Source organism: Microbacterium gorillae (genome assembly GCF_000826185.2).
Taxonomy (GTDB): Bacteria; Actinomycetota; Actinomycetes; order Actinomycetales; family Microbacteriaceae; genus Microbacterium; species Microbacterium gorillae.
In genome coordinates, this window is record NZ_LN648873.1 from 419716 (window position 1) to 444403 (window position 24688).

At 69.8% G+C, this 24688-nt stretch carries 22 protein-coding genes; 21 read left to right on the forward strand and 1 reads right to left on the reverse strand.

Annotated elements, in window-relative coordinates; translation table 11 throughout:
- The first annotated feature begins 7 nt into the window (after positions 1 to 7).
- From rpoZ to pyk, 21 genes are all read left to right on the forward strand, one after another.
- A complete protein-coding gene (rpoZ, locus tag BN1193_RS04960; RefSeq protein ID WP_040164404.1) occupies positions 8 to 262 on the forward strand; it encodes a DNA-directed RNA polymerase subunit omega in 255 nt (84 codons plus the stop codon).
- Between the two features lie 86 nt (positions 263 to 348).
- Positions 349 to 1539, forward strand: coding sequence for a methionine adenosyltransferase (gene metK, locus BN1193_RS04965; RefSeq protein WP_040164405.1), 1191 nt, complete (start codon positions 349 to 351; stop codon positions 1537 to 1539).
- Between the two features lie 13 nt (positions 1540 to 1552).
- Positions 1553 to 3526, forward strand: a complete 1974-nt coding sequence (locus BN1193_RS04970) for a primosomal protein N' family DNA-binding protein (protein ID WP_040164716.1) — start codon at positions 1553 to 1555, stop codon at positions 3524 to 3526.
- Positions 3527 to 3534: 8 nt separating this feature from the next.
- Entirely contained in the window at positions 3535 to 4449 is a 915-nt protein-coding gene (locus BN1193_RS04975) for a methionyl-tRNA formyltransferase (RefSeq protein ID WP_040164406.1), read from the forward strand.
- Positions 4446 to 5819, forward strand: coding sequence for an RsmB/NOP family class I SAM-dependent RNA methyltransferase (locus BN1193_RS04980; RefSeq protein WP_040164407.1), 1374 nt, complete (start codon positions 4446 to 4448; stop codon positions 5817 to 5819). The genes BN1193_RS04975 and BN1193_RS04980 overlap by 4 nt, the downstream gene beginning before the upstream one ends.
- Positions 5820 to 5914: 95 nt before the next feature.
- Positions 5915 to 6583, forward strand: coding sequence for a ribulose-phosphate 3-epimerase (gene rpe / locus BN1193_RS04985; RefSeq protein WP_040164408.1), 669 nt, complete (start codon positions 5915 to 5917; stop codon positions 6581 to 6583).
- Positions 6584 to 6602: 19 nt separating this feature from the next.
- On the forward strand, positions 6603 to 6866 hold the full coding sequence (locus BN1193_RS04990; protein WP_040164409.1) for a phosphoribosyl-ATP diphosphatase: 264 nt from the start codon (positions 6603 to 6605) through the stop codon (positions 6864 to 6866).
- A 21-nt stretch (positions 6867 to 6887) separates the two neighbouring features.
- Positions 6888 to 7727, forward strand: coding sequence for an ATP phosphoribosyltransferase (hisG, locus tag BN1193_RS04995; RefSeq protein ID WP_040164410.1), 840 nt, complete (start codon positions 6888 to 6890; stop codon positions 7725 to 7727).
- The gene (gene hisF / locus BN1193_RS05000; RefSeq protein WP_040164411.1) at positions 7727 to 8488 is read left to right on the forward strand and encodes an imidazole glycerol phosphate synthase subunit HisF; all 762 of its coding nucleotides are present in this window, start codon (positions 7727 to 7729) and stop codon (positions 8486 to 8488) included. Before hisG ends, hisF begins: the two co-directional genes overlap by 1 nt.
- Positions 8485 to 8832, forward strand: a complete 348-nt coding sequence (gene hisI / locus BN1193_RS05005) for a phosphoribosyl-AMP cyclohydrolase (RefSeq protein WP_040164412.1) — start codon at positions 8485 to 8487, stop codon at positions 8830 to 8832. Before hisF ends, hisI begins: the two co-directional genes overlap by 4 nt.
- Complete coding sequence (locus BN1193_RS05010) at positions 8829 to 9422, forward strand: Trp biosynthesis-associated membrane protein (protein WP_040164413.1); 594 nt, start codon at positions 8829 to 8831, stop codon at positions 9420 to 9422. The genes hisI and BN1193_RS05010 overlap by 4 nt, the downstream gene beginning before the upstream one ends.
- Positions 9423 to 9463: 41 nt before the next feature.
- A complete protein-coding gene (locus BN1193_RS05015) occupies positions 9464 to 9694 on the forward strand; it encodes a DUF6704 family protein (RefSeq protein WP_040164414.1) in 231 nt (76 codons plus the stop codon).
- A 1-nt stretch (position 9695) separates the two neighbouring features.
- Positions 9696 to 10475 (forward strand): indole-3-glycerol phosphate synthase TrpC, encoded by a 780-nt coding sequence (gene trpC / locus BN1193_RS05020; RefSeq protein ID WP_040164415.1) that lies wholly within the window; start codon positions 9696 to 9698, stop codon positions 10473 to 10475.
- Positions 10472 to 11683, forward strand: a complete 1212-nt coding sequence (gene trpB, locus BN1193_RS05025) for a tryptophan synthase subunit beta (protein ID WP_040164416.1) — start codon at positions 10472 to 10474, stop codon at positions 11681 to 11683. Before trpC ends, trpB begins: the two co-directional genes overlap by 4 nt.
- Complete coding sequence (trpA, locus tag BN1193_RS05030; RefSeq protein ID WP_040164417.1) at positions 11680 to 12465, forward strand: tryptophan synthase subunit alpha; 786 nt, start codon at positions 11680 to 11682, stop codon at positions 12463 to 12465. Before trpB ends, trpA begins: the two co-directional genes overlap by 4 nt.
- A gap of 506 nt (positions 12466 to 12971) precedes the next feature.
- Positions 12972 to 13646 carry a hypothetical protein gene (locus BN1193_RS18250; RefSeq protein ID WP_040164418.1) on the forward strand — a complete coding sequence of 225 codons (675 nt, stop codon included), beginning with the start codon at positions 12972 to 12974 and terminating at the stop codon, positions 13644 to 13646.
- The gene (locus tag BN1193_RS05035; RefSeq protein ID WP_230206424.1) at positions 13601 to 14365 is read left to right on the forward strand and encodes an HNH endonuclease signature motif containing protein; all 765 of its coding nucleotides are present in this window, start codon (positions 13601 to 13603) and stop codon (positions 14363 to 14365) included. The genes BN1193_RS18250 and BN1193_RS05035 overlap by 46 nt, the downstream gene beginning before the upstream one ends.
- Positions 14366 to 14840: 475 nt before the next feature.
- The gene (gene lgt, locus BN1193_RS05040; RefSeq protein ID WP_040164420.1) at positions 14841 to 15845 is read left to right on the forward strand and encodes a prolipoprotein diacylglyceryl transferase; all 1005 of its coding nucleotides are present in this window, start codon (positions 14841 to 14843) and stop codon (positions 15843 to 15845) included.
- A 113-nt stretch (positions 15846 to 15958) separates the two neighbouring features.
- Complete coding sequence (gene gltB / locus BN1193_RS05045) at positions 15959 to 20476, forward strand: glutamate synthase large subunit (RefSeq protein WP_052460437.1); 4518 nt, start codon at positions 15959 to 15961, stop codon at positions 20474 to 20476.
- Complete coding sequence (locus BN1193_RS05050; protein ID WP_040164421.1) at positions 20469 to 21935, forward strand: glutamate synthase subunit beta; 1467 nt, start codon at positions 20469 to 20471, stop codon at positions 21933 to 21935. Before gltB ends, BN1193_RS05050 begins: the two co-directional genes overlap by 8 nt.
- 57 nt (positions 21936 to 21992) lie before the next feature.
- Positions 21993 to 23438, forward strand: coding sequence for a pyruvate kinase (gene pyk / locus BN1193_RS05055; protein WP_040164422.1), 1446 nt, complete (start codon positions 21993 to 21995; stop codon positions 23436 to 23438).
- A gap of 47 nt (positions 23439 to 23485) precedes the next feature.
- On the opposite strand, the gene BN1193_RS05060 is transcribed toward pyk, so the two are convergent.
- Positions 23486 to 24679: a calcium:proton antiporter gene (locus BN1193_RS05060; protein WP_230206410.1), complete on the reverse strand. Its 1194-nt coding sequence runs from the start codon at positions 24677 to 24679 to the stop codon at positions 23486 to 23488.
- Positions 24680 to 24688 lie beyond the last annotated feature (9 nt).

The window sequence follows — 24688 nt, forward strand, 5'->3', positions numbered from 1 at the left end:
CTTCGCCATGGCCGGATCCAACCAGGGCATCATCGACCCGCCCATCGACAACCTGCTCGAGAAGGTCGACTCCAAGTACCAGCTCGTCATCTACGCATCCAAGCGGGCGCGTCAGATCAACGACTACTACTCGGATCTGCAGGAGGGCAACCTCTTCGACAACGTCGGGCCGCTGGTCGACTCGTCCGTCGAGGACAAGCCGCTCACGATCGCGATGCACGAGATCAACGAGGACAAGCTGCGCCTGCGCGCGGCTGAGTGATCCCCGCTGATGCCCGCCGCCCCGGGAATGTCCGAGGCGGCGGGCATCCTCGTTCCCTCAGCACATTCCCCGCACGGAGAGAGACGATGACCGATCTGCGACTGTTCACTTCCGAATCCGTCACCGAGGGCCACCCGGACAAGATCTGCGATCAGATCTCGGACGCCATCCTCGATGACCTGATCTCGCAGGACCGGGACGCGAAGGTCGCGGTGGAGACCCTGGTCACCACCGGACTCGTGCACGTGGCCGGCGAGGTTCGCACCGACGCCTACTCGGACATCTCGGGCCTCGCCCGAGGCGTCATCAACGGCATCGGCTATACGTCCTCCGAGACCGGCTTCGACGGCGACTCGTGCGGTGTCACGGTGTCGGTCGGCGAGCAGTCCAGTGACATCCATGCCGGCGTCACGCACGCGCTCGAGGCGCGCACGGGTTCCGGCGACGCCCGCGACGAGCTCGGCGCGGGCGACCAGGGCATCATGTTCGGGTTCGCGACGAACGAGACCCCGCAGCTCATGCCGGCGGCGAGCTGGATCTCGCACCGCATGGCCGAGCGTCTGGCCGCCGTCCGACACGACGGACTCATCCCGGAGCTCCGACCGGACGGCAAGACGCAGGTCACGCTCGGCTACGACGGCTTCACCCCCAAGACCGTCGAGGCGGTCGTGCTGTCGACGCAGCACAGCCCGGATATCGCTCAGGACGAGCTGCGGGACCTGGTCAAGCAGTTCGTGATCGACCCCGTGCTGGGGGACTCGGGCCTGGACATCGACGGGTACGAGCTGTACTTCAACCCGGCCGGTCCGTTCGTGATCGGCGGACCGAAGGGCGACGCCGGGCTCACCGGCCGCAAGATCATCGTCGACACCTACGGCGGTGCGGCACGCCACGGTGGGGGCGCGTTCAGCGGTAAGGACCCGTCGAAGGTCGATCGCTCCGCCGCGTACGCGATGCGCTGGGTCGCCAAGAACGCCGTCGCTGCGGGGCTCGCGGACCGCCTGGAGGTCCAGGTCGCCTACGCGATCGGCAAGGCCGCGCCGGTCGGGCTGTACGTCGAGTCGTTCGGCACCGGGCATGTTTCCGACGAGGTCATCACGAAGGCCATCACGAGCGTCTTCGATCTGCGTCCGGCCGCGATCATCGAGGAGTTGGACCTGCTCCGGCCGATCTACCGGCAGACGGCCGCGTACGGCCACTTCGGCCGCGATCTGCCCGATTTCACCTGGGAGCGCACCGACCGCGTCGACGCCCTCCGCCGTGCCGCGGGGCTCTGATCCGGCCGACACGATGACACGACGGATCGCTCGCGTGCTGATCGATTCGCCGCTGCCGCAGCTCGATCGGCTCTTCGACTACGCCGTGCCGGCGGAGTTCGTCGAGCGCGCCGTTCCGGGCGTCCGGGTCAAGGTGCCGCTGCGCACCCTCGGCCGCGTCGTGGACGGGTTCATCGTCGAGGTCGATGACGAGGAGTCCACCGAACGCGCGCTGTCGGACCTGGAGGAGATCCCGTCCGACGCCGTCGTCCTCACGCCGGCGACGTACACGTTGGCGCGCAAGGTCGCGGACCGCGCAGCCGGCTCGGCGTGCGACATCCTGCGCCTCGTGATCCCGAAACGGCAGGTGCGCGTCGAGAAGGCCTGGTTGGCGGGTGATGAGGTGCCCGCACCGGTGGTGACGGACGACGCCCGCACCGCGGCGCTGGACAGGCTGGCGGAGTTCCCGGGGCTCGCCGACGCGCTGCTCGCCGATGAGCGCATCCTGATCGACGCCCCGGCTCATCCGGAGGTCACCGCGGACGGGTCGACCGTCGGTGCCTGGGCGCGCCTGCTGGCGGCGGCCGCCGCGACGGTGCTGGCCTCCGGTCGCAGCGTCGTGCTGGTGGTCCCGGACCATCGTGATCAGGACGCGCTGGCGACCGCACTGCGCGAGGTCGTGCCGGAGGACGCGGTCGCGCGGGTGGACGCCCGCCAGACCGGGCCCGCGCGCTATCGCGCCTTCCTGCGCACGCTGGAAGACGCGCCGTGCATCGTGCTCGGCAACCGTTCAGCCGTCTACGCGCCGGTGCGCGCCGGACTCGTCGCGATCTGGAACGACGGAGATCCGCTGCTGGACGAACCCCTCGCGCCCTACGTGCACGCGCGGGATGCCGCCCTCGTGCGTCAGGAGCTGACCGGGGGAGCACTGCTGCTGGCCGGACACACCCGCTCCGCTGACGCCGAGCGGCTCGTCTCGATCGGCTACGTCCGAGAGGTGGTGGCCGCTCGGCGCTACACCCCGCGCGTCGTGCTGTCTTCGACCAGCGAGACCGAGCGACCCGGCGCCCGCGTGCCGTCCGCCGCGTTCCGCGCCGCGCGCGAGGCCCTCGCCACCGGACCCGTCCTGGTGCAGGTGTCCCGGCCGGGATACGCGCCGGTGCTGGTGTGCGCGGACTGCCGCCGACCGGCGCGTTGCACACACTGCTCCGGACCGCTGTTCGCTCGTGCGCGCGGCGTCACGCCCGTGTGCCGCTGGTGCGGCCGCACCGCGCACGCGTGGACCTGCGGGACGTGCGGCTCGGAGAAGTTCCGGCTGGCCTCGTCCGGGTCCGAGCGCACCGCCGACGAGCTCGGGCGCGCGTTCCCGGACACGCGGGTGATCATCTCCGACGGCGACCATCCGGTGCTCGAGGTGTCCGACCAGCCCGCGCTCGTGATCGCGACGCGCGGGGCCGAACCCGTGGCGGCCGGCGGCTACGCGGCGGTGCTGCTGCTGGACGGCGACCGCATGCTGATGGCCGATGACCTGCGCATCGCGGAGTCCTGCCTGCGCTGGTGGTCCGATGCGGCCGCCCTGGCGAAACGGGGAGCTCCCATCCATCTGGTCGCGGTGACGGGTGCGGTCGCTCGCGCCCTCGCGACGTGGACGCAACCCGCGTTCGCCCGCACGGAGCTGGCCGAGCGGGCACCGCTGCGGATGCCCCCGACCGTCCGGGTGGCGGTGATCACCGGCGACGCGGACCGCGTCGACGGTGCCGTCGCCGCGGTCCGAGAGGCCGTGCCCGACCTGCCCGCGGAAGCGGTGCTCGGTCCGGTGCGGATCGATGACCCGGACGTCCCGTCCGCGCGCGCCCTGGTCCGCTTCGACTACGGTGTGGGCACGCGGGTTTCCAGTGCTCTGCGGGGGGCCGTGGTCCAGGCCGCCCTGAAGTCGCGACGCGTCAAGGGACGCGCCGCTCGTACGACCCTGCGGGTGCGACTCGACGTCGCCGACCCGCAGTTGTGAGGAGAGACATGCGCATCGTCTTCGCCGGAACGCCGGAGGCCGCCGTGCCCGCCCTGCGGGCCCTGGCCGACTCGGACCACGAGGTGGCGCTCGTCGTCACCCGTCCGGACGCGCCGCTCGGGCGCAAGCGCGTCCTCACCCCCTCACCGGTGGCCGCGGTCGCCGTGGAGCTGGGCCTGCCGACCTTGAAGACCGCCCGGCTCGACGACGCCGCGACGGGCGAGATCCTCGCCACCGGTGCCGACCTCGGGGTCATCGTCGCGTATGGCGGACTCGTCCGCGAGCCGCTGCTGACCGGGCTCGGTACGGGGTGGATCAACCTGCACTTCTCGCTGCTGCCGGCCTGGCGCGGCGCGGCCCCCGCGCAGCGGGCGCTGATCGCCGGTGCTCCACTCGGCTGGACCGTGTTCCAGCTCGTGGCGGGCCTGGACGAGGGCGACGTCTACGAGCAGCACCCGTTCCTGCCGATGCCGAACGACACCGCCGACATCGCGCTGTCCGAGCTGGCGCGGATCGGCGGCGGCCGGATGCCCGAGATCGTGTCCCGGATCGAGGCGGGCGAGCAGCCCACCCCGCAGACGGGGGAGGCCTCGTACGCGGCGAAGCTCACGTTCGCGGACGGCGCGCTGGACCCCACGCTCTCGGCGGACGAGCTGTTCAACCGGTATCGCGGCGTCACGTCCGAGCCCGGGGCCTACGTCCACGTCGGCGAGGAGGTCCTGAAACTCCGCGAGGTGCTCCGTCCCGAGGACGCCGAGCCCCTCCCGGCCGGGCATATCGCGATGGTCGGCAAGCGCGTGCTGCTCGGTACCGCGACGACGCCGCTGGACCTCGTGCGCGTACAGCCCGCCGGCAAACCGGCCATGGTGGCCGGCGACTGGTGGCGCGGACTCCGCGTCGATGATCTGGAGGTCACCGCGTGACCGCCGTCTCTCCTGCCCGCGCCGTCGCGTATGACGTGATCCGCGCGGTCACGTCCTCCGATGCGTATGCGAACCTGCTGCTGCCGACGGCCATCACCCGAGCCGGGCTCTCCGGCGCCGACGCCGGTCTCGCGACCGAGCTGACGTACGGCACGCTGCGCCGGCTCGGCCTGTACGACGCGGTGATCGAGATCGCCGCCGACCGACCGACGTCGCGGATCAAGCCGGAGGTCCTGGACGCGCTGCGCCTCGGCGCACACCAGGTGCTCGCCACCCGCGTGGCCGCGCACGCCGCCGTGAACGAGACCGTCAATCTCGCTCGTGGAGCCGGCGGACAGAAGGTCGGCGGCTTCGCGAACGCCGTCATGCGCCGCATCACGGAGCGTTCCGCGGACGAGTGGATCGCGCGGCTGGAGCAGGACGCGCGCAGCGACGACGAACGCCTCGCCGTCACGAGTGCGCACCCGGTCTGGATTCTCCGGGCCCTGCGCCGCGCGCTGAAGGCGGAAGGCCGCGCCGACGAGCTCGAGGACCTGCTGGAAGCCGACAACGCGGCCCCGCAGGTGACGATGATCGCCCTGCCCGGTCTCGCCGAGGTTCCGGAGGACGCCCAACGCACGCCGTACTCGCCGGACGGCTTCCGCCTGGCCGGGGGAGCGCCCGACCCGCTGGTCCGGCGCTCGAAGGGCACGCTGCGGGTGCAGGACGAGGGCTCGCAACTGGTCGCCCTGGCCCTGGCGGGCGTGGGTGAGGCCCGGTCCGGGGAGCGGTGGCTGGACCTGTGCGCCGGTCCCGGTGGCAAGACGGCTCTGCTCGCCGCCCGCGCCCGCGAGGTGGGCGCGACCCTGGAGGCGAACGAGATCACGCCGGCCCGCGCGAACCTCGTCCGGCAGGCCGTGGAGCCGGTGCCGGGAGAGGTCCTCGTGCACACCGAGGACGGCCGGGACTACGCCGACGAGCATCCGGGCGCCTACGACCGCATCCTCGTGGACGCCCCGTGCACCGGCCTGGGCGCGCTGCGCCGTCGTCCGGAGGCGCGCTGGCGCAAGCAGCCCGCTGACGTCGGTGACCTCGTCCCCGTGCAGACCGGGCTCGTCGACGCCGCTCTGCGCGCGGTCAAGCCCGGCGGTGTCGTCGCGTACGTCACGTGTTCGCCGCACCTGGCCGAGACGACCGGCGTCGTGGCCGACGTCCTCCGGCAGTGGGACGGCAAGGTCGAGGAGCTGGACGCCCGTGCGGCGATCCAGTCGGTCGCCCGGACGGAGCTGGACCTGCCGGCTCCCGAGGACGGCTCCGGCCACGCCCAGCTCTGGCCCCACCGCCACAACACGGACGCGATGTTCCTGTCCCTCCTGCGCCGCACGTCCTGATCCGCGAGACACCCAGGCACGTCCGAAACCTCGCGCAATGCGGGGTGTCTCGGACGTGCTTGGGTGTCTCGCGGGAGTGCTGACAGGATGGGGGCGTGAGTGACGTGCGCATCAACCCGAGCATCCTGTCCGCCGACTTCGTCAACATGCAGGCGGACCTCGACCGCATCGCGGGAGCGGATTTCGTGCACGTCGACGTGATGGACAACCACTTCGTGCCGAACCTGACGTTCGGACCGCAGATGGTGGAGCGCATCCAGGCGACGAGCCCGGTGCCGCTGGATGTCCACTTGATGATCACGGACGCCGACCGCTGGGCGCCCGGCTACGCCGAACTCGGCGCGGCGAGCGTGACGTTCCACCTGGAGGCGACCGATGAGCCGGTGGCACTGGCGCGGCGCCTGCGGCAGATCGGCGCGCGCGCCGGCGTCGCCGTGAAGCCGGGCACGCCGGCGGGGCTGCTGTACGAGGTGATGGACGAGTTCGACCAGATCCTCGTGATGACGGTCGAACCCGGCTTCGGCGGGCAGTCCTTCATGCCGGACATGATGCCGAAGCTTTCCGGCCTCGCCGCCGAGGCTCGTCGGCGCGGATCGGCGGTCTGGCTGCAGGTGGACGGTGGAATCTCCGCCGATACGATCGAGCAGGCCGCGGCGGCCGGAGCGGACACGTTCGTCGCCGGGTCCGCGGTGTTCGGGGCCGCTGACCCGGACGCCGCCATCGCCGGCCTGCGCACGGCGGCCGCCGGTCATTCGCACTCCTGAGGGCCGGTAACCTGGACGAGTGAAGACATTCGAGGACCTCTTCGACGAGCTGACCGCGAAAGCCGAGGCGAAGACCCCCGGCTCCCGCACGGTGGAGCTGCTCGACGGCGGCGTCCATACGATCGGTAAGAAGATCGTCGAAGAAGCCGCCGAGGCCTGGATGGCCGCGGAGTACGAGACCGACGAGGACACCGCGCTGGAGATCTCCCAGCTGCTCTACCACGCTCAGGTGCTCATGATCGCGCGCGGCATCTCGCTCGCGGACGTGTACCGCCACCTCTGACCTTCACCCCGAAAGCGAAAAATGCTCCGCATCGCCGTGCCCAACAAGGGCGCACTGTCCGAAACCGCCGCCGCCATGCTGCTCGAAGCCGGATACGCCGGCCGACGAGACGCCAAGAGCCTGCACCTGATCGACCCGGAGAACGACGTCGAGTTCTTCTTCCTCCGCCCGCGTGACATCGCCACCTATGTCGGCTCCGGCGCTCTGGATGCCGGCATCACCGGCCGAGACCTGCTGCTGGACTCGCACAGCCCCGCGCAGGAGATCGAGAAGCTCGGCTTCGGCGCGTCCACGCTGCGCTTCGCCGCGCGTCCCGGAACCTTCACCGAAGTCGCCGAGTTGAACGGCCACCGCGTCGCGACCGCGTTCCCGGGCCTCGTCCGCTCGTACCTCGAGAAGGAGGGCCTGACCGTCGAGATCGTCCAGCTCGACGGCGCTGTGGAATCGGCGGTCGAGCTCGGGGTCGCGGACGCGATCGCCGACGTCGTCGAGACCGGCACCACTCTGCGCCAGGCGGGCTTGGACGTCTTCGGTCCGGCCGTGCTGAAATCCGAAGCCGTGCTCATCTCCTCGCCGGACGGACACCCGGCGATCGACACGCTCCTGCGGCGCCTGCGCGGTGTCATGGTCGCCCGTCGGTACGTGCTGATCGACTACGACCTGCCCGCCGATCTCGTGGAGCAGGCCGTCGCGATCGCCCCGGGCCGTGAGTCCGCGACGATCTCTCCGCTGCAGGACCCGTCCTGGGTGGCCGTGCGCGTGATGATCCCGCGCAAGGGCATGAACAAGGTCATGGACAAGCTCTACGCGATCGGCGCTCGCGCCATCCTCGTGAGCGCGATCGCGGCGGCCCGACTCTGATGACCGTCGCCACCCGTGTCATCCCGTGCCTGGACGTCGCCGACGGCAAGGTCGTCAAGGGTGTGAACTTCCAGAACCTCGCCGAGATGGGCGATCCCGTCGAGCTCGCGCAGCGCTATTTCGAGCAGGGCGCCGATGAGCTGACGTTCCTCGATGTCACCGCCACGACCGAGGAACGCGCCACGACGTACGAGGTCGTTCGCCGGACCGCGGAGCAGGTCTTCATTCCCCTCACCGTCGGTGGTGGCGTCCGCTCGGCCGAGGACGTGGCGAAGCTCTTGGCCGTCGGCGCGGACAAGATCGGGGTCAACTCGGCCGCGATCGCCCGCCCGGAGTTGATCGACGACATCGCCGACCGGTTCGGCAACCAGGTGATCGTGCTGTCGCTGGACGTGAAACGTGCGACCACAACGCCGTCCGGGTTCGTGGTGACCACGCACGGCGGCCGCACCGAGACGGCGCTGGACGCCCTGGTGTGGGCCCGCGAGGCGATCGAGCGCGGTGCCGGCGAGCTGCTGGTGAACTCCATCGACGCGGACGGCACGCGCGCCGGTTTCGACCTGGACCTGGTTTCGCTGATGCGCGAGGTCGCCGCGGTGCCCGTGATCGCGTCCGGGGGAGCGGGAGCGCTCGAGCACTTCGCGCCGGCCGTGCACGCCGGCGCGGACGCGGTGCTCGCCGCGAGCGTGTTCCACACCGGTCAGATGACCATTGGCGAGGTCAAGGACGCGCTGCGCGCGGACGGGATCACGGTCCGATGACGGCATCGCTGTTTCCCGAGGTCCGCTACAGCGCGGACGGACTCGTGCCGGTCATCGTGCAGCAGTACGACACCGGCGAGGTGCTGATGCTGGCCTGGATGGACGAGGAAGCGCTGCGACGGACGCTGTCAGAGCGGCGCGCCACCTACTGGTCCCGCTCGCGGGGCGAGTACTGGCGCAAGGGCGACACCTCCGGCCACACCCAGGCGGTGCACGCGGTGTCCTACGACTGTGACGGCGACACGTTGCTCATGCAGGTCGACCAGACGGGTGCCGCGTGCCACACCGGAACGCGCACGTGCTTCGACGGACGCGCGCTTCCGCTCGCGGAGGCCTCCGAGTGATCCGCCGCGCCCGGTCGCTGTCGGTCGTCGCCCTGCTGCTGGCCGGGGCGATCGGTGTCCTCGCGTCCACGCAATCGTGGCTTTCCGTCCTCCTGCGCGACGGGGGAGGGGACGCGCTGACGGTTCTGGGTGCGGCCGCGATCCCCGTGCTCGTGCCGCTCAGCCTCGCCGCCCTCGCTCTCGGCGCGGCGCTGTCGATCGTGGGGCGCATCCCGCGCTATGTCTTCGCGGTGCTCGCGGTCGCGATCGGCGTCTGGCTGACCGTGCTGACCGTGGGGCTGCTGATCGCCGTGCCGGTCTCCGCGTACGCGTCCGCGGTCACCGATCGCACCGGGATCGCCGGAAACGACGCGATCGTCGCGCTGGTGGCGAGCGTGACGCCCACCGCCTGGGCGTATGTGAGCCTGGTGGCCTGGGCGCTGCTGATCGTGGCCGGAGTCTTCGTCCTCGCCACCGCGCATCGGTGGACGGCCTCCGGACGCAAGTACCGCACCGCCGCCGTGCGCGAGCATCACGACGGCCCCCTCGACGCGGTCGACTCGTGGGATGACCTGTCCCGCGGCGAGGATCCCACTGCCGGTCGATCCTGACGATAGACTGAGAAACCCCGAACGCCTTACTGGAGGACACCATGAGCAACCCCATCGCAGACCCCGGCCACGGACACTCGCCCGCGGCGTGGACCGCTGTGGTGATCATGCTCGTCGCGATCGGGCTGGGCACGCTCTTCTTCGCCATGAACATCCCCGCCCTCGTCTGGGTGTGCGCCGCTCTCGTGGTGGTCGGGCTCATCGTCGGCGTCGTGATGGCCAAGGCCGGTTACGGTGTCAAGGGCCCGAAGTACGTCGCGAAGAAGCACTGACGTGGTCCTCGCCGACCTCACGGCCGGCGCTGTCGAGGACGCTCGCACCCGCGAGTTGACGCGCCCGCTGAGCGCGGTGCAGGCCGCCGCCGCGGATCGTGCACCGGCGCTGGACGCCCTCGCCGCGCTGGCACCCGCCGAGCGGGTGAAGATCATCGCCGAGGTCAAGCGTGCGTCGCCGTCCCGCGGCGACCTCGCCGCGATTCCGGACCCCGCGCACCAGGCGTCGCTCTACCGCACCGGTGGGGCATCGGCGATCAGCGTGCTCACCGAGCAGCGCAAGTTCAAGGGCAGCCTGGACGACCTCGCCGCCGTCCGCGCCGCCGTGGATCTGCCGCTGCTGCGCAAGGACTTCATCGCCACCGAGTACCAGGTGTGGGAGGCGCGGGCGACCGGTGCCGACCTCGTGCTGCTGATCGTCGCCGCGCTGGATGACGACACGCTGCGGCGCCTGTACGACCTCGTGCTCGAGCTCGGCATGACGCCGCTGATCGAAACGCACGACGCCGCCGAGCTCGACCGTGCCCTGGCGCTGGAGGCGCAGCTCATCGGCGTGAACGCCCGCAACCTCAGCACGTTCGAGCTGGACCCGGACCTGTTCGGGCGCCTCGCACCGACCATTCCGGCCGGCGTGATCAAGATCGCCGAATCGGCGGTCCTGGCGCCGAAGGACGTGCGCCACTACCGCGACGCCGGGGCGGACGTCGTCCTCATCGGCGAAGCGCTGGTGACCGGGGACCCGGTCGCCACGCTGCAGACGTATCTGGAGGCCGGCTCATGAGCCTGCGTGATCAGCACGGTCCGTTCTTCGGCGAGTTCGGCGGGCGGTACATGCCCGAGTCGCTCATCGCGGCGATCGACGAGCTCACCGCGGTGTGGGAATCGGCGATGGCCGATCCCGAGTTCGACGCCGAGTACCGGGGACTACTGAGCTCGTACGCCGGACGCCCGTCGATCCTCACTGAAGTGCCCCGGTTCGCCGAGCACGCCGGGGGAGCGCGGATCTTCCTCAAGCGCGAGGACCTGAACCACACCGGCTCGCACAAGATCAACAACGTGCTCGGTCAGGCACTGCTGACCAAGCGGCTGGGCAAGACCCGCGTGATCGCGGAGACCGGGGCGGGGCAGCACGGTGTCGCGACCGCGACCGCGGCGGCCCTGTTCGGCTTCGACTGCACGATCTACATGGGCGAGGTGGACACCGAGCGCCAGGCCCTGAACGTCGCGCGCATGCGGCTGCTCGGCGCCGAGGTCGTGGCCGTGAAGACCGGCTCGCGCACGCTCAAGGACGCCATCAACGACGCGTACCGCGACTGGGTCGCGAGCGTCGAGACCACCAACTACATCTTCGGCACCGCCGCGGGGCCGCACCCGTTCCCGGCGCTCGTCCGCGACTTCCAGAAGGTCATCTCGGAGGAGGCGCGCGCGCAGCTGCTCGACCAGGTCGGCCGCCTGCCGGACGTCGTCGTCGCCGCCGTCGGTGGCGGGTCCAACGCCATCGGCATGTTCGACGCGTTCCTGGACGACGAGGGCGTGAAGCTGTACGGCGTCGAGGCGGCCGGTGACGGCGTGGACACGCCCAAGCACGCCGCGTCCATTGAGCGCGGACGCCCCGGAGTGCTGCACGGCGCGAAGACGTTCGTGCTGCAGGACGAGGACGGGCAGACCATCGAGTCGCACTCGATCTCCGCGGGCCTGGACTACCCCGGCGTCGGCCCCGAGCACGCGTGGCTCGCGTCCATCGGGCGTGCCGAGTACATTCCGGCGACCGATGACGAGGCGATGCAGGCCCTCCGTCTGTTGAGCCGCACGGAGGGCATCATTCCTGCGATCGAGTCCGCGCACGCCCTCGCCGGTGCGATCCGGCTCGGCAAGGAGCTCGGGCCGGACGCGCTCATCGCCGTGTGTCTGTCCGGTCGGGGCGATAAGGACATGGACACCGCCGCGCGGTACTTCGATCTGTACGACAACGCGGGGGAGCAGGCATGAGCCGCGTCGAGGCCGCCATCGCGAAGGCGGAGGCCGAGGGCCGCGGTGCGTTCGTCGGTTATCTGCCCGCCGGGTACCCCGATATCGACACCTTCGTCGAGGCGGCGGTGACGCTCGCCGACAGCGGCGCGGACATCCTCGAGATCGGTCCGCCGTACTCCGACCCGGTGATGGACGGCCCGATCATCCAGGAGGCCACCCAGCAGGCGCTGGCGAACGGCTTCCGGCTGAAGGACCTTTTCCCCGCGATTCGCGCGATCACCGCGCGCACCGACGTTCCGGTCCTGGTCATGACCTACTGGAACCCGGTGCTGCAGTACGGCGTGGACCGCTACGCCGATGACCTGCTCGCCGCGGGCGGCGCCGGACTCATCACGCCGGATATCACGCCGGAAGCGGCGGAGGAGTGGATCGCGGCCTCGAAGCGCACGGGCCTTGACCGCGTGTTCCTGGCCGCGCCGACCAGTACTGACGAGCGTCTGCGCATGGTGGTGGAGAGCTCCACCGGCTTCGTCTACACCGTGTCCACGATGGGCATCACGGGTGAGCGTGCCGAGCTCGATGCCGCCGCGCGCACGCTGGTGTCGCGCCTGCGTGACGCGGGCGTCGGACGCGCGTGTGTCGGCATCGGCATCTCGAACGCCGATCAGGTGCACGGCGTGCTGGAGTACGCCGACGGCGCCATCGTCGGCACGGCGCTGGTGCGTTCGCTGCGCGACGGCGGCCTGTCCGGGCTCGCGGACACCGCGCGCGCCCTCGCCGCCGGCACCGTCCGCGACTGACGCAGCGGGGGCACCGTCAGCGACTGACGTAGCGGGGCACTGTCCGGCGAGCTGATCGCGATGCCTCAGGCGTGCTCGGGCAGATCGCGGCGGCGCGTCGGGCTGCCGGCGGTGACAAGCGGCTCATGACGACACGGGTTCTGTGGGCGGTTCCGTTCTTCCATCGGCGCGCGGACTTCGGGATCTTCGGTCGGGTGCGCACGAAGAAGCGTGCTTCGCTGCCTGCCGCGCCTCGAGCTGCTGAGGGGGGCTGGGTTTTCGGCTTAAGACTGCCCGGCGGATTCTCGCGTTCCCGACGCCGTCTTGCGTTCCCCGTTTCCGTCACTCTCTTCCCGCGCCGCCAGCCGCCCGCTCCCGGTCGTTGAGCGAGCGCCAGCGAGACGAAACGGCGTGAGATGCGTGGCGGACTCGAGGTAAGAGAAACCTCATCTCCACAGGTCCGGAATCCGTACACAGCCTGGGGAATACGCCTTCGAATGTCGGCGGTGCGGCGTAAAATATGGGTTATGAACACGACGATGGAACGGACCCGGGAGACGATGGCACACGCCGTCGCCGACCTCCGCTCCATCCTTGATTCCGACACCCTCGACATCGCCGAACGGGACGACATGCTCGGGTTCCTGACCGGGGTCGGAGACCTGTACCGGCAAGTCGAAGCCACGCTCGTGGTCAGCACCGGTGTCATCGAGAAGCGCTCCGCCACGGCGGAGCGCTTCGACGTTTCCAGCGACTGCCGCTCCGCGAACGAAGTCCTGCAACGCACCACCGGTGCCGCACCGACCACGGTCAAGCGGTGGAGCCGGCTCGCCGCTGTCATCAAGCCGGAGCGCACGCTCGCGTCGGGCGAGGTTCGGCCAGCCGAGTTCCCTGCCCTCCGCGATGCACTCACGTCGGGTGCGATCGGTGTTGACGGTCTCGAGGCCGCGACCAGGCCCCTGCGGGAGATCCGGGATCGGGTTGACTCCGCCGAGCTGGCGGACATTGACGAGATCCTCGCCGCCATCACGACGACCACGGGTGCGCCGGTGATGTGCGACACCCTCCGCGACGCGGCCCTCCGTCTCGGCGCCGAGCTCGATCTCACCGGCGCCGAGCTCGAGGAAGAACGTGCGATGCGGGCCGGTCGCTTCGGATCGGTGTCAAGCGCAACGGGCTCGTCCCGATCCACGGGAACCTGATGGTCGAAACCGCCGGGGCCCTCTGCGTGCTCCTGGATTCGATCAACAACCCGCACGGCAAGCCGGCGGGTGTGAGGTTCCGGCCATCCGACGAAGTCGATGATGACAGCTCGGATGTGCGAACGATGGCGCAGCGCAACCACGACGCCCTCGCCACGATCCTCGCCGCGGTCCCCGGAGCTCCGGATCTGCCGATGAACGGTGGCAATGCTCCGGTGCTGGTCATCCACGCCACCGAAGACACCGTCCGCGCGGGTGAAGGGTGGGCGTCGATCCCCGGAGCCGACGGCACCGGCACCGACGTGCCCGTCCCGTTCGCGGCCGCCGAGCATGCCGGATGCTGCGGCACGGTTCAACGCCTCACGTCCGCGGTGAACGGGAAGATCGTCAAGCTCACCGTCGCCGACCGGGTCTTCAACACGGACCAGCGGAGGGTGATCATCGCCCGCGACCGGTCCTGCGTCATCCCGGGATGCCACACCCCGGCGAGGTGGTGCGAAATCCACCACGTGAAGGAGTGGGCGAACGGCGGCAAGACCGACGTGGGCAACGGGGTGCTGATCTGCTGGCACCACCATCGGTTCCTGGAACGCATGGGCTGGCAGATCCGGATGACCGACGGCGTTCCGGAGGTCAGACCACCGGACTGGATCGACCCCACCCAGACCTGGCGTCCCACCGGTCTTCGGGCCGTCGCCCGCCCGAGTCGGGGTGCGTGATGTCCGGGGAGAGCTCTGCCCAGACCGTGGTCGGGTCCGCCATGCCCATCGCGGCGTTCGGTCTCGCTGACGCTCGCCCAATGACCGGGCACGGAGCGAGCGGAGTGCGGGCGGCCGGAGCGGGAACGGTGCTTCGGGAACGCAAGACGGCGACGCGAGGCGAGTTGTCCCCAAACGGTCTTAAGCCAAATACGCTCGCACGCTGGAACGCGAAGCGCCGAACGCGGCCGTGCCACGCAGGACCCCAGCGCACCGGCGGCGACCACCTCGAGACCCGCGCCCCGATGGACCGAGGAAACCATGCGCAGAACCCGTGCCGTCCTAGGCGAAAAGTCGCAACCGCGCTGGAACGCCGGACGAAGTACCATCCCGCCGCGAACGATCCCAGGGCACCGAGGGAACACACGCGACCGACACGGAGGCAGCGGAACAGCACCGTCATGGACCTCGGCTCCGGGGAAGTAGACTTCAGTCCATGCTGCTTTCCGCATCGACCGTGCTCGCGAGCATTCCGAGTCCTCCGATCAACTCCTGGGACTTCTCGATCTTCGGCGTCGGGATCTCGATCAAGTTCTACGCGCTGTTCATCATCCTCGGCATCATCATCGCCGTGATCATGTCGAACCGGACGCTGACCAAGCGGGGCGCGGAGCCGTGGGTGATCGTCGACATCTGCCTCATCGCGGTGCCGCTCGCGATCATCTGCGCACGGATCTTCCACGTCCTCACCCACTACAGCTTCTACTTCGGTCCGGAACAGACCGACCCCTGGGCGTGGGCGAAGATCTGGGAGGGCGGCATCGCCATCTACGGCGCGCTCATCGGCGGCGCCATCGGAGCCTGGCTCGGCTGCAAGTGGACGGGCATCCGCTTCTGGACCTTCGCGGACGCGATCGCCCCGTGGATGCTGCTCGCCCAGGCGCTCGGCCGCCTCGGCAACTACTTCAACCACGAGCTGTTCGGTCTGCCGACCGACCTGCCGTGGGGCCTGGAGATCGAGAAGGACAACCCGGCGTTCCCTGCCGGCCTCGCCGAGGGGACGCTGTTCCAGCCGACGTTCCTCTACGAGATCATCTGGAACGTCATCGGCGTCGTGCTGCTGCTGTGGCTCGGCCGCAAGCTCTCCATGCAGTGGGGGCGCCTCTTCGCGGTCTACCTGATCTGGTACTCCGCCGGACGCATCGTCTGGGAGTCGATCCGCATCGACCCGTCCGACATCATCCTGGGCCTGCGCACCAACGTCTGGTCTGCGATCTTCGGCGTCGTCATCGGCATCGTGATCCTCATCGTCCAGCGCCGCCACCTCGGCCAGGAGCCCTCGCCCTACCAGGACGGGAGAGGTCGCAAGGATGTTGTATCCTCGCAGGACACCCCCGAAGATTTCGTCGATCTGAGCGAGCCAACCGCCACGCTCGATGACGAGAGCACGTCAGCCGCCACCAGCACGGCCGGTGCCGGTTCCGTACCCACGGCCGGCTGACACACACCCTTCCCGCGGGCCGACGTCGTCCCGATCCCACGAGCAGAGAGAGGGACGACGCCTTGTCCTCGAGCCTTCTGAGCCCCGGCGGCGGAACACCCGACCGCCAGGGCATGTACAACCCCTCCTTCGAGAAGGACGCCTGCGGCCTCGCGATGGTCGCCACCCTCCGCGGTGAGGCCGGCCACGACATCGTGAGCCTCGCCCTGGAGGCGCTGCGCAACCTCGAGCACCGCGGCGCCATCGGATCCGACGCCGGCACCGGCGACGGCGCGGGCATTCTCCTGCAGATGCCCGACGCGTTCCTGCGCGAGGTCGTCGACTTCGACCTGCCGGCCGTCGGCGAGTACGTCGCCGGCATGGCATTCCTCCCGCTGGAGGAGGACGAGCGCGCCGCGCAGAAGGCCGGCATCGAAAAGCTCGCGGCCGCCGAAGGCCTCGACGTCCTCGGTTGGCGCATCGTCCCGACCGCGCCGGAGAACCTCGGCAAGCTCGCCTACGACGCCCGCCCGCAGTGCGAGCAGCTGTTCCTGTCCCGCCCGGCGATCGGTGGCGCGCCGGCGATGCACGGCGTCGGCCTTGACCGACTCGCCTATCGACTTCGCACGCGCGCCCGCACTCAGCTGGGCGCGTATTTCGTTTCCCTGAGCTCCCGCACCCTCGGGTACAAGGGCATGGTCACGACGCTCCAGCTGGAGCCGTTCTACCCGGACCTGCAGGACGAGCGCTTCGCCTCCAAGCTCGCCGTCGTCCACTCCCGCTACTCCACGAACACGTTCCCGTCCTGGCCCCTCGCCCAGCCGCTGCGCATGCTGGCCCACAACGGTGAGATCAACACGGTCGGCGGCAACCGCAACTGGATGCGCGCCCGGCAGTCCCAGCTGGAGAGCGAACTGCTCGGCGACCTGACGCCGCTGCTGCCCGTGTGCACCGAAGGCGCCAGCGATTCGGCATCGTTCGACGAGGTCCTCGAGCTGCTGACCCTGACCGGACGCAGCCTGCCGCACGCGATCATGATGATGGTCCCGGAGGCGTACGAGAAGCAGTCCGACATCGACCCCAAGCTCCGTGCGTTCTACGAGTTCCACGCGATGCAGATGGAGCCGTGGGACGGTCCGGCCGCGCTGATCTTCACCGACGGCACGCAGGTCGGCGCCACCCTGGACCGCAACGGTCTGCGCCCCGGCCGCTGGACCGAAACCCGCGACGGACTGATCGTGATCGGTTCCGAGACGGGCGTGCTGGAGTTCGAGCCGGAGCGCATCAAGCGCCGCGGCCGTCTGCAGCCCGGCCGCATGCTCCTGATCGACACCGAGCAGCGGCGCATCATTCCGGATGACGAGGTCAAGAGCGACCTGGCCGAGATGGAGCCCTGGGAGGAGTGGCTGAACGGCGCCGTCCGCCTCGCCGACCTCCCCGAGCGCGAGCACATCGTGCACCCGGTCGCCTCGATCACCCGCCGCCAGCGCACCTTCGGGTACACGGAGGAGGAGATCAAGATCCTCCTCGCCCCGATGGCCCGCACCGGCGCCGAGCCGCTCGGCGCGATGGGCTCGGACACCCCGATCGCCGTCCTCAGCGACCGTCCCCGCCTGCTGTTCGACTACTTCACCCAGCAGTTCGCGCAGGTGACCAACCCGCCGTTGGATTCCATCCGCGAAGAGGTCGTCACGAGCCTGCGGATCGGCATCGGACCGGAGCTGAACCTCCTCACCTGGGGTCCGGACCACGCCCGCAGCGTGACGCTGGACTTCCCGGTCATCGACAACGATGAGCTCGCGAAGATCCAGCACATCCACAAGGCGCTGCCCGGCCGCTCGTCCGCGACGATCCGCGGCCTGTACCACTTCGACGCCGGCCCCGGCACGCTCGGCAAGCGCCTCGCCGAGATCTACGACGAGGTTGACGCCGCGATCGCGCAGGGGGCGGAGTTCCTCATCCTCAGCGACCGCGATTCGAACAAGGACCTCGTCCCGATCCCGTCGCTGCTTCTGACCGCGGCCGTGCACCACCATCTCATCCGCAAGCAGACCCGCATGAAGGTGGGCCTGGTCATCGAGGCCGGCGACGTGCGCGAGGTGCACCATGTCGCGACGCTGATCGGCTACGGCGCGTCCGCGGTGAACCCGTACCTCGCCATGGAGACGGTCGAATACCTCGTCCGCACCGGCTACGTCGAGGGCGTCACCGAGGAGAAGGCCGTCCGCAACCTCATCTACGCGCTCGGCAAGGGCGTGCTCAAGGTGATGAGCAAGATGGGCATCTCCACCGTCCGTTCCTACGCGGGCGCCCAGGTGTTCGAGGCGATCGGCCTGTCCCAGGACGTCATCGACCGCTTCTTCACCGGTACCGAGTCCAAGCTCGGCGGCGTCACGCTCGAGCAGCTCGAGGCGGAGAACCAGGTCCGCCACGACTACGCCTACCCGGAGGACACCGCACCCCTCGCGCACGAGCGGCTGTGGACCGGCGGCGAGTACCAGTGGCGCCGCAGCGGCCCGCCGCACCTGTTCAACCCGGAGACGGTGTTCCGCCTGCAGCACTCCACGAGGACCCGCCGCTACGACGTGTTCCGCGAGTACACCAAACTCGTGGACGACCAGGCCACCGAACTGAAGACCCTGCGCGGCATGTTCCGCCTGCGCACCGGCGTGCGCCCGGCGGTTCCGTTGAGCGAGGTCGAGCCCGTCTCGTCCATCGTCAAGCGCTTCTCCACCGGTGCGATGAGCTACGGCTCGATCTCGCAGGAGGCGCACGAGACCCTCGCCATCGCGATGAACCGCCTCGGCGGCAAGTCCAACACCGGTGAGGGCGGCGAGGACGTCGACCGCCTCCTCGACCCGACCCGCCGCAGCGCGATCAAGCAGGTCGCGTCCGGACGCTTCGGCGTCACGAGCCTGTATCTCACCGAAGCGGACGACATCCAGATCAAGCTCGCTCAGGGCGCCAAGCCCGGTGAGGGTGGGCAGCTGCCGCCGCAGAAGGTGTACCCCTGGGTCGCCCGCACCCGTGGCGGCACGCCCGGTGTCGGACTCATCTCGCCCCCGCCGCACCACGACATCTACTCGATCGAGGATCTCAAGCAGCTGATCTTCGACCTGAAGCGCGCGAACCCGTCCGCCCGCATCCACACCAAGCTGGTCTCGCAGTCCGGCATCGGTGCGGTGGCGGCCGGCGTGGCGAAGGCGCTGAGCGACGTCATCCTGGTGTCGGGCCACGACGGTGGCACCGGCGCGAGCCCGCTGAACTCGCTCAAGCACGCCGGCACCCCCTGGGAGCTGGGACTGGCTGAGACGCAGCAGACCCTGATGCTCAACGACATGCGCGACCGCGTCGTCGTCCAGGTGGACGGACAGCTGAAGACCGGCCGCGACGTCATCATCGGCATGCTGCTCGGCGCCGAGGAATTCGGCTTCGCGACCGCGCCGCTCGTGGTCAGCGGGTGCGTCATGATGCGCGTGTGCCACCTGGACACCTGCCCGGTCGGCGTCGCGACGCAGAACCCCGTGCTGCGCGAGCGCTTCACCGGCAAGGCGGAGTACGTCGTGAACTTCATGGAGTTCATCGCGGAGGAGGTGCGCGAGCACTTGGCCGCGCTGGGCTTCCGCAGCATCGAGGAGGCCATCGGCCACGCCGAACTCCTGGACGTGGACGATGCCCTCCGGCACTGGAAGAGCGAGGGACTGGACCTCGATCCGATCCTGTACGCCGCGAAGCTGCCCGCGGACGCCCCGCGCAAGCACGCCCGCGAGCAGGACCACGAGCTGGACGAGCACTTCGACGTCGAGCTCATCGCCCGCTCCCGCGAGGCGATCGCCGGGGAGGGCACGGTCGAGATCGACCTGCCGATCCGCAACACCGAGCGCGCCGTCGGCACCATGCTCGGCCACCAGGTGACCAAGGCGCGGGGCGAGCAGGGCCTGCCGGCCGACTCGATCGTGGTGAACCTCACCGGCTCGGCGGGGCAGTCGCTCGGCGCGTTCCTGCCGTCCGGCATCACGCTGCGGCTGTCCGGTGACGCCAACGACTACGTCGGCAAGGGACTGTCCGGCGGCACGGTCGTCGTCCGGCCGGTGCCGGGTGCCCGTTTCGATGCATCGCGCAACGTGATCGCCGGAAACGTCATCGGGTACGGCGCCACGAGCGGCGCGCTGTTCCTGCGCGGCGTGGTCGGCGAGCGGTTCCTCGTTCGCAACTCGGGTGCGTCCGCGGTCGTCGAGGGCGTCGGCGACCACGCGCTGGAGTACATGACCGGGGGACTGGCCGTCATTCTCGGTCCGACCGGCCGCAACTTCGGCGCCGGCATGTCCGGTGGCACGGCGTACGTCTATCGCCTCCGTCGCGAACTGGTGAACCAGGACGCCCTGCGCTCGGGCGAGTTGGACATCGCGCCGCTCGGCGCGGGGGACCGGGAGATCCTGCGCGATCTCCTGCACCGCCACGTCGAGCAGACCGGTTCGACCCGCGCCGCCTCGCTGCTGGCGAACTTCCACGACGAGGCTCCGCAGTTCAGCCGCGTCGTTCCGCGTGACTACGCGGCCGTCATGAAGACCCGCCAGGAGGCGATCGACACGGGGCTCGACCCCGATGGCGACGTCGTCTGGCACCGCATCCTGGAGGTGACCCATGGCTGATCCCCAGGGCTTCCTGAAGACCACCGTCCGCGAGACGCCGAAGCGTCGCCCCGTTCCGGTCCGGATCATGGACTGGAAAGAGGTCTACGAGAAGGGTGACGCCGCGGTCCTGAAGCGCCAGGCCGGGCGCTGCATGGACTGCGGCATCCCGTTCTGCCACACCGGCTGCCCGCTCGGGAACCTCATCCCGGAGTGGAACGACCTGATGTGGCGTGGCGAGGGGCGTGCGGCGATCGAGCGGCTGCACGCGACGAACAACTTCCCGGAGTTCACCGGACGCCTCTGCCCGGCGCCGTGCGAGAGCGCGTGCGTGTTGAGCATCAACCAGCCGGCCGTGACGATCAAGCAGATCGAGCAGGCCACGATCGATGACGCCTGGACCAACGGCTGGGTCGAGCCGGAGCCGCCGAGCCGCCTGACCGGCAAGACGGTCGCCGTGGTCGGTTCCGGACCGGCCGGACTCGCCGCCGCACAGCAGCTGACCCGGGCCGGTCACACCGTGGCCGTGTTCGAGCGGGACGACCGCATCGGCGGGCTCCTGCGATACGGCATCCCGGACTTCAAGATGGAGAAGGACCAGCTCGACCTGCGCCTGCGCCAGATGCGCGACGAGGGAACGCGCTTCCGCGCCGGTGTCGAGATCGGTCGGGACATCACCTGGCCGGAGTTGCAGGACCGCTACGACGCGATCGTGCTCGCGACCGGCTCCACCGTGCCGCGAGACCTGGACATCCCGGGTCGGGACCTCGCCGGTGTGCACTTCGCGATGGAGTACCTGGTCGAATCCAACCGCGCGATCGCCGGCGACGAGGTCGCGAACCAGATCACGGCGGAGGGCAAGCACGTCATCGTGATCGGCGGCGGTGACACCGGAGCGGACTGCATCGGCACGGCACACCGCCAGGGCGCGCTCAGCGTGACGAACCTGGCGATCGGCCGGCGTCCGGAGGACGCCCGTCCCGAGCACCAGCCGTGGCCGATGGACCCGCACGTGTTCGAGGTCTCCAGCGCTCACGAGGAGGGCGGCGAGCGGGTGTTCCTGGCCTCCACCGTCGAGTTCCTCAGTAACGACGCCGGTGAGGTGCGCGCGCTGCGTGTCGCCGAGACCGAGTACGTCGACGGCCGCCGGGTTCCGCGCAGCGGCACGGAGCGGGAGATCCCCGCCGACCTCGTGCTCATCGCGATGGGCTTCACCGGTCCGGAGCGGGCCGGCATCGACGAGCAGATCGACGCCCCGTTCACCGCGCGCGGGACGTTCGTCCGCGAGGATGACTTCGCCACGCCCGTCCCGGGCGTCTTCGTCGCCGGTGACGCCGGTCGTGGCCAGTCGCTGATCGTCTGGGCCATCGCGGAGGGTCGCGCCGCGGCCGCCAAGGTCGACGAGTTCCTCTCCGGAAGCACTGTCCTGCCCGCGCCGGTCAAGGCGAGCGATGTCGCCATCTCGGTCCTGCCCGCGTAGGCTGACAACGGCCCTCTCTCAGGCCATCCCATCCCCAGAAACCGGAGCACATACGGAATGAGACGCGCGAAAATCGTCGCAACTCTGGGTCCCGCAACATCCACCTACGAAACGGTTCGCGCCATCATCGACGCGGGCGTGGACGTCGCTCGGCTGAACCTCAGCCACGGCGATTATTCGGTGCACGAGGCGAACGTCGCCAACGTGCGCCGCGCCGCTGACGACGCCGGCAAGGCCGTCGCAGTGCTGGTGGATCTGCAGGGTCCGAAGATCCGACTCGGCAGGTTCGCCGACGGCCCGCACGACCTCGAGGTCGGCGACATCTTCAAGATCACCACCGAGGACATCGAGGGCACGAAGGAGATCGTCGGTACCACGTTCAAGGGTCTGCCCCAGGACGTCAAGCCGGGCGATTACCTGCTCATCGATGACGGCAAGGTGCGTGTCCAGGTCGTGGAGACCGACGGCGTGACCGTGACGACCAAGGTGATCGTCGCCGGCACGGTGTCCAACAACAAGGGCATCAACCTGCCGGGTGTCGCCGTGAACGTCCCCGCCCTGAGCGAGAAGGACGAGGAGGACCTGCGTTGGGGTCTGCGCGCCGGCGCTGACCTGATCGCGCTGTCCTTCGTCCGCGACGCCGCTGACATCACCCGTGTGCACGAGATCATGAAGGAAGAGGGTCGGTTCATCCCGACCATCGCCAAGATCGAGAAGCCGCAGGCCGTGGCCGCGCTCGAGGAGATCGTCGACGCGTTCGACGGCATCATGGTCGCCCGCGGTGACCTGGGGGTCGAGCTGCCGCTGGAGGCCGTGCCGATCGTGCAGAAGCGCGCCGTCGAGCTGGCCCGCCGCAACGCCAAGCCGGTCATCGTCGCCACGCAGATGCTGGAGTCGATGATCTCGAGCCCGGTTCCCACGCGAGCTGAGACGAGCGACGTCGCCAACGCCGTGTTGGACGGCGCGGACGCGGTCATGCTCTCCGGTGAGACCAGCGTCGGCGAGTACCCGGTGATCGTGGTGCAGACCATGGCTCGCATCATCGAGTCCACCGAGGACCATGGCCTCGAGCGCATCGCCCCGCTGGGGCAGAAGCCGAAGACGCAGGGTGGGGCGATCACGCTCGCCGCGGCCGAGGTCGCCGACTTCGTCGAGGCGAAGTTCCTCTGCGTGTTCACCCAGTCCGGCGACTCCGCTCGGCGGATGTCGCGCCTGCGGTCGCAGATCCCGATGCTGGCGTTCACGCCCGAGCCGGGCATCCAGCGTCGACTGGCGCTGACCTGGGGCATCCGCGCGAACCTCGTCGACGTCGTCACCCACACCGACGCGATGTTCGGTCAGGTCGATGACTACCTTCTCGGTGCCGGCATGGCCGAGATCGGTGACAAGGTCGTGGTGATCTCCGGTTCCCCTCCGGGAATCGTCGGATCGACGAACGACCTGCGCGTGCACAAGGTCGGTGACGCCGCGCACGGCGCGGCGCCGGCGTACCAGACGCGCTGACACGTCCGCACAGGGCCGGTTCCTTCGGGAACCGGCCCTGTGTCGTCTCAGAGGCCCAGCAGCACGACCAGCGAGACTCCGAACATCGCCAGGTGGATGACGCCCTGACTCGCGCTCGCCCGCGGGACGAGGAAGGTCACCGCGGACACCCCGACGGTCGCGATGATCACCGCGAGCATCGCCGGGTCCGGCGCGAGGATGACCTGCTGTCCGGTGAGCAGGCCGATCACCAGCACGGACGGAATGGTGAGCCCCACCGTCGAGACGAAGGCGCCGAGGTTGAGGTTGATCACGCGCTGCGTTTCGTTGCGGAGCGCGGCACGCACCGAGGTCAGCGTCTCGGGCGTGAACACGATGATCGCGATCAGCAGTCCGGACAGGGCGACCGGCGCGCCCGCCGCGTCCAGGACGCGATCCAGGAGCCCGGCCATGTCGTGCGAGAGCAGGACGATCGGCACGAGCGTGCCGACGAGCACACCGGCGCGCCACCACAGTTCGGAACGGGGTCCGCGATCGGCCGTGCGTGTCGGGGCGTCGGGGCGGTCCGGATCGCGGTAGTCGGCCGCCTGACGGCCCATCTGCAACCAGAGGAACACGCCGTACGTCAGCACCGTGAGGACGGCGAAGATGATCGCCTGCGCGGGGGAGTACCCACCCCCGGATCCGAGAGCCGCGGGCAGCACGAAAGCGACCACCACCAGGGCGCCGATCATCGCGAGGTAGACGGATGTGCCCGTCCGGTTGTGGGCGGCGACCGTACGGTGGCGCAGGCCCGCGATCAGCAGGCAGGCGCCGACGACGAGGTTCAGGATGATCATCATCACCGCCGCGACGGAGTCCCGCGCGATCGTGGTGTGCTCGCCCGGACCGAGCATGACGGCGGCGATCAGCACGACTTCGATGATCACGACGGAGAGCGTGAGGATCAGCGTGCCGTACGGGTCGCCGAGGCGATGGGCGAGCTGTTCCGCCTGCTCGACGACGCCGAACGCGGCGACGAGGATCACGGCGACGAGCACCACCAGCGCGACGATGACGACGGGGATCGGGGCGTGGCCGAGCCACGGCATGAGCGCCGGGGCGATCGCGACGGCGACCCAGGGCGGCAAGAGGCGGACGAGCGCCGCGGGGGAGAGCACGCGACGCAGCACGGTCGGGGACATCATCACTCCGTTCGGCGGGGTCGTCCTCGCTTCGGTGAGTGCCGCCGGGTCGTCCCGCCGGGTGGTGTCTGCAGACACCGCACGCCA

What these genes read in the sequence shown, in the direction of transcription:
- rpoZ (WP_040164404.1), top strand. Translation starts at nt 8, where the DNA reads ATGGCCGGATCCAACCAGGGCATCATCGACCCGCCCATCGACAACCTG.
- metK (WP_040164405.1), top strand. Translation starts at nt 349, where the DNA reads ATGACCGATCTGCGACTGTTCACTTCCGAATCCGTCACCGAGGGCCAC.
- BN1193_RS04970 (WP_040164716.1), top strand. Translation starts at nt 1,553, where the DNA reads ATGACACGACGGATCGCTCGCGTGCTGATCGATTCGCCGCTGCCGCAG.
- BN1193_RS04975 (WP_040164406.1), top strand. Translation starts at nt 3,535, where the DNA reads ATGCGCATCGTCTTCGCCGGAACGCCGGAGGCCGCCGTGCCCGCCCTG.
- hisG (WP_040164410.1), top strand. Translation starts at nt 6,888, where the DNA reads ATGCTCCGCATCGCCGTGCCCAACAAGGGCGCACTGTCCGAAACCGCC.
- hisF (WP_040164411.1), top strand. Translation starts at nt 7,727, where the DNA reads ATGACCGTCGCCACCCGTGTCATCCCGTGCCTGGACGTCGCCGACGGC.
- hisI (WP_040164412.1), top strand. Translation starts at nt 8,485, where the DNA reads ATGACGGCATCGCTGTTTCCCGAGGTCCGCTACAGCGCGGACGGACTC.
- BN1193_RS05015 (WP_040164414.1), top strand. Translation starts at nt 9,464, where the DNA reads ATGAGCAACCCCATCGCAGACCCCGGCCACGGACACTCGCCCGCGGCG.
- trpB (WP_040164416.1), top strand. Translation starts at nt 10,472, where the DNA reads ATGAGCCTGCGTGATCAGCACGGTCCGTTCTTCGGCGAGTTCGGCGGG.
- trpA (WP_040164417.1), top strand. Translation starts at nt 11,680, where the DNA reads ATGAGCCGCGTCGAGGCCGCCATCGCGAAGGCGGAGGCCGAGGGCCGC.
- BN1193_RS18250 (WP_040164418.1), top strand. Translation starts at nt 12,972, where the DNA reads ATGAACACGACGATGGAACGGACCCGGGAGACGATGGCACACGCCGTC.
- lgt (WP_040164420.1), top strand. Translation starts at nt 14,841, where the DNA reads ATGCTGCTTTCCGCATCGACCGTGCTCGCGAGCATTCCGAGTCCTCCG.
- gltB (WP_052460437.1), top strand. Translation starts at nt 15,959, where the DNA reads ATGTACAACCCCTCCTTCGAGAAGGACGCCTGCGGCCTCGCGATGGTC.
- BN1193_RS05050 (WP_040164421.1), top strand. Translation starts at nt 20,469, where the DNA reads ATGGCTGATCCCCAGGGCTTCCTGAAGACCACCGTCCGCGAGACGCCG.
- pyk (WP_040164422.1), top strand. Translation starts at nt 21,993, where the DNA reads ATGAGACGCGCGAAAATCGTCGCAACTCTGGGTCCCGCAACATCCACC.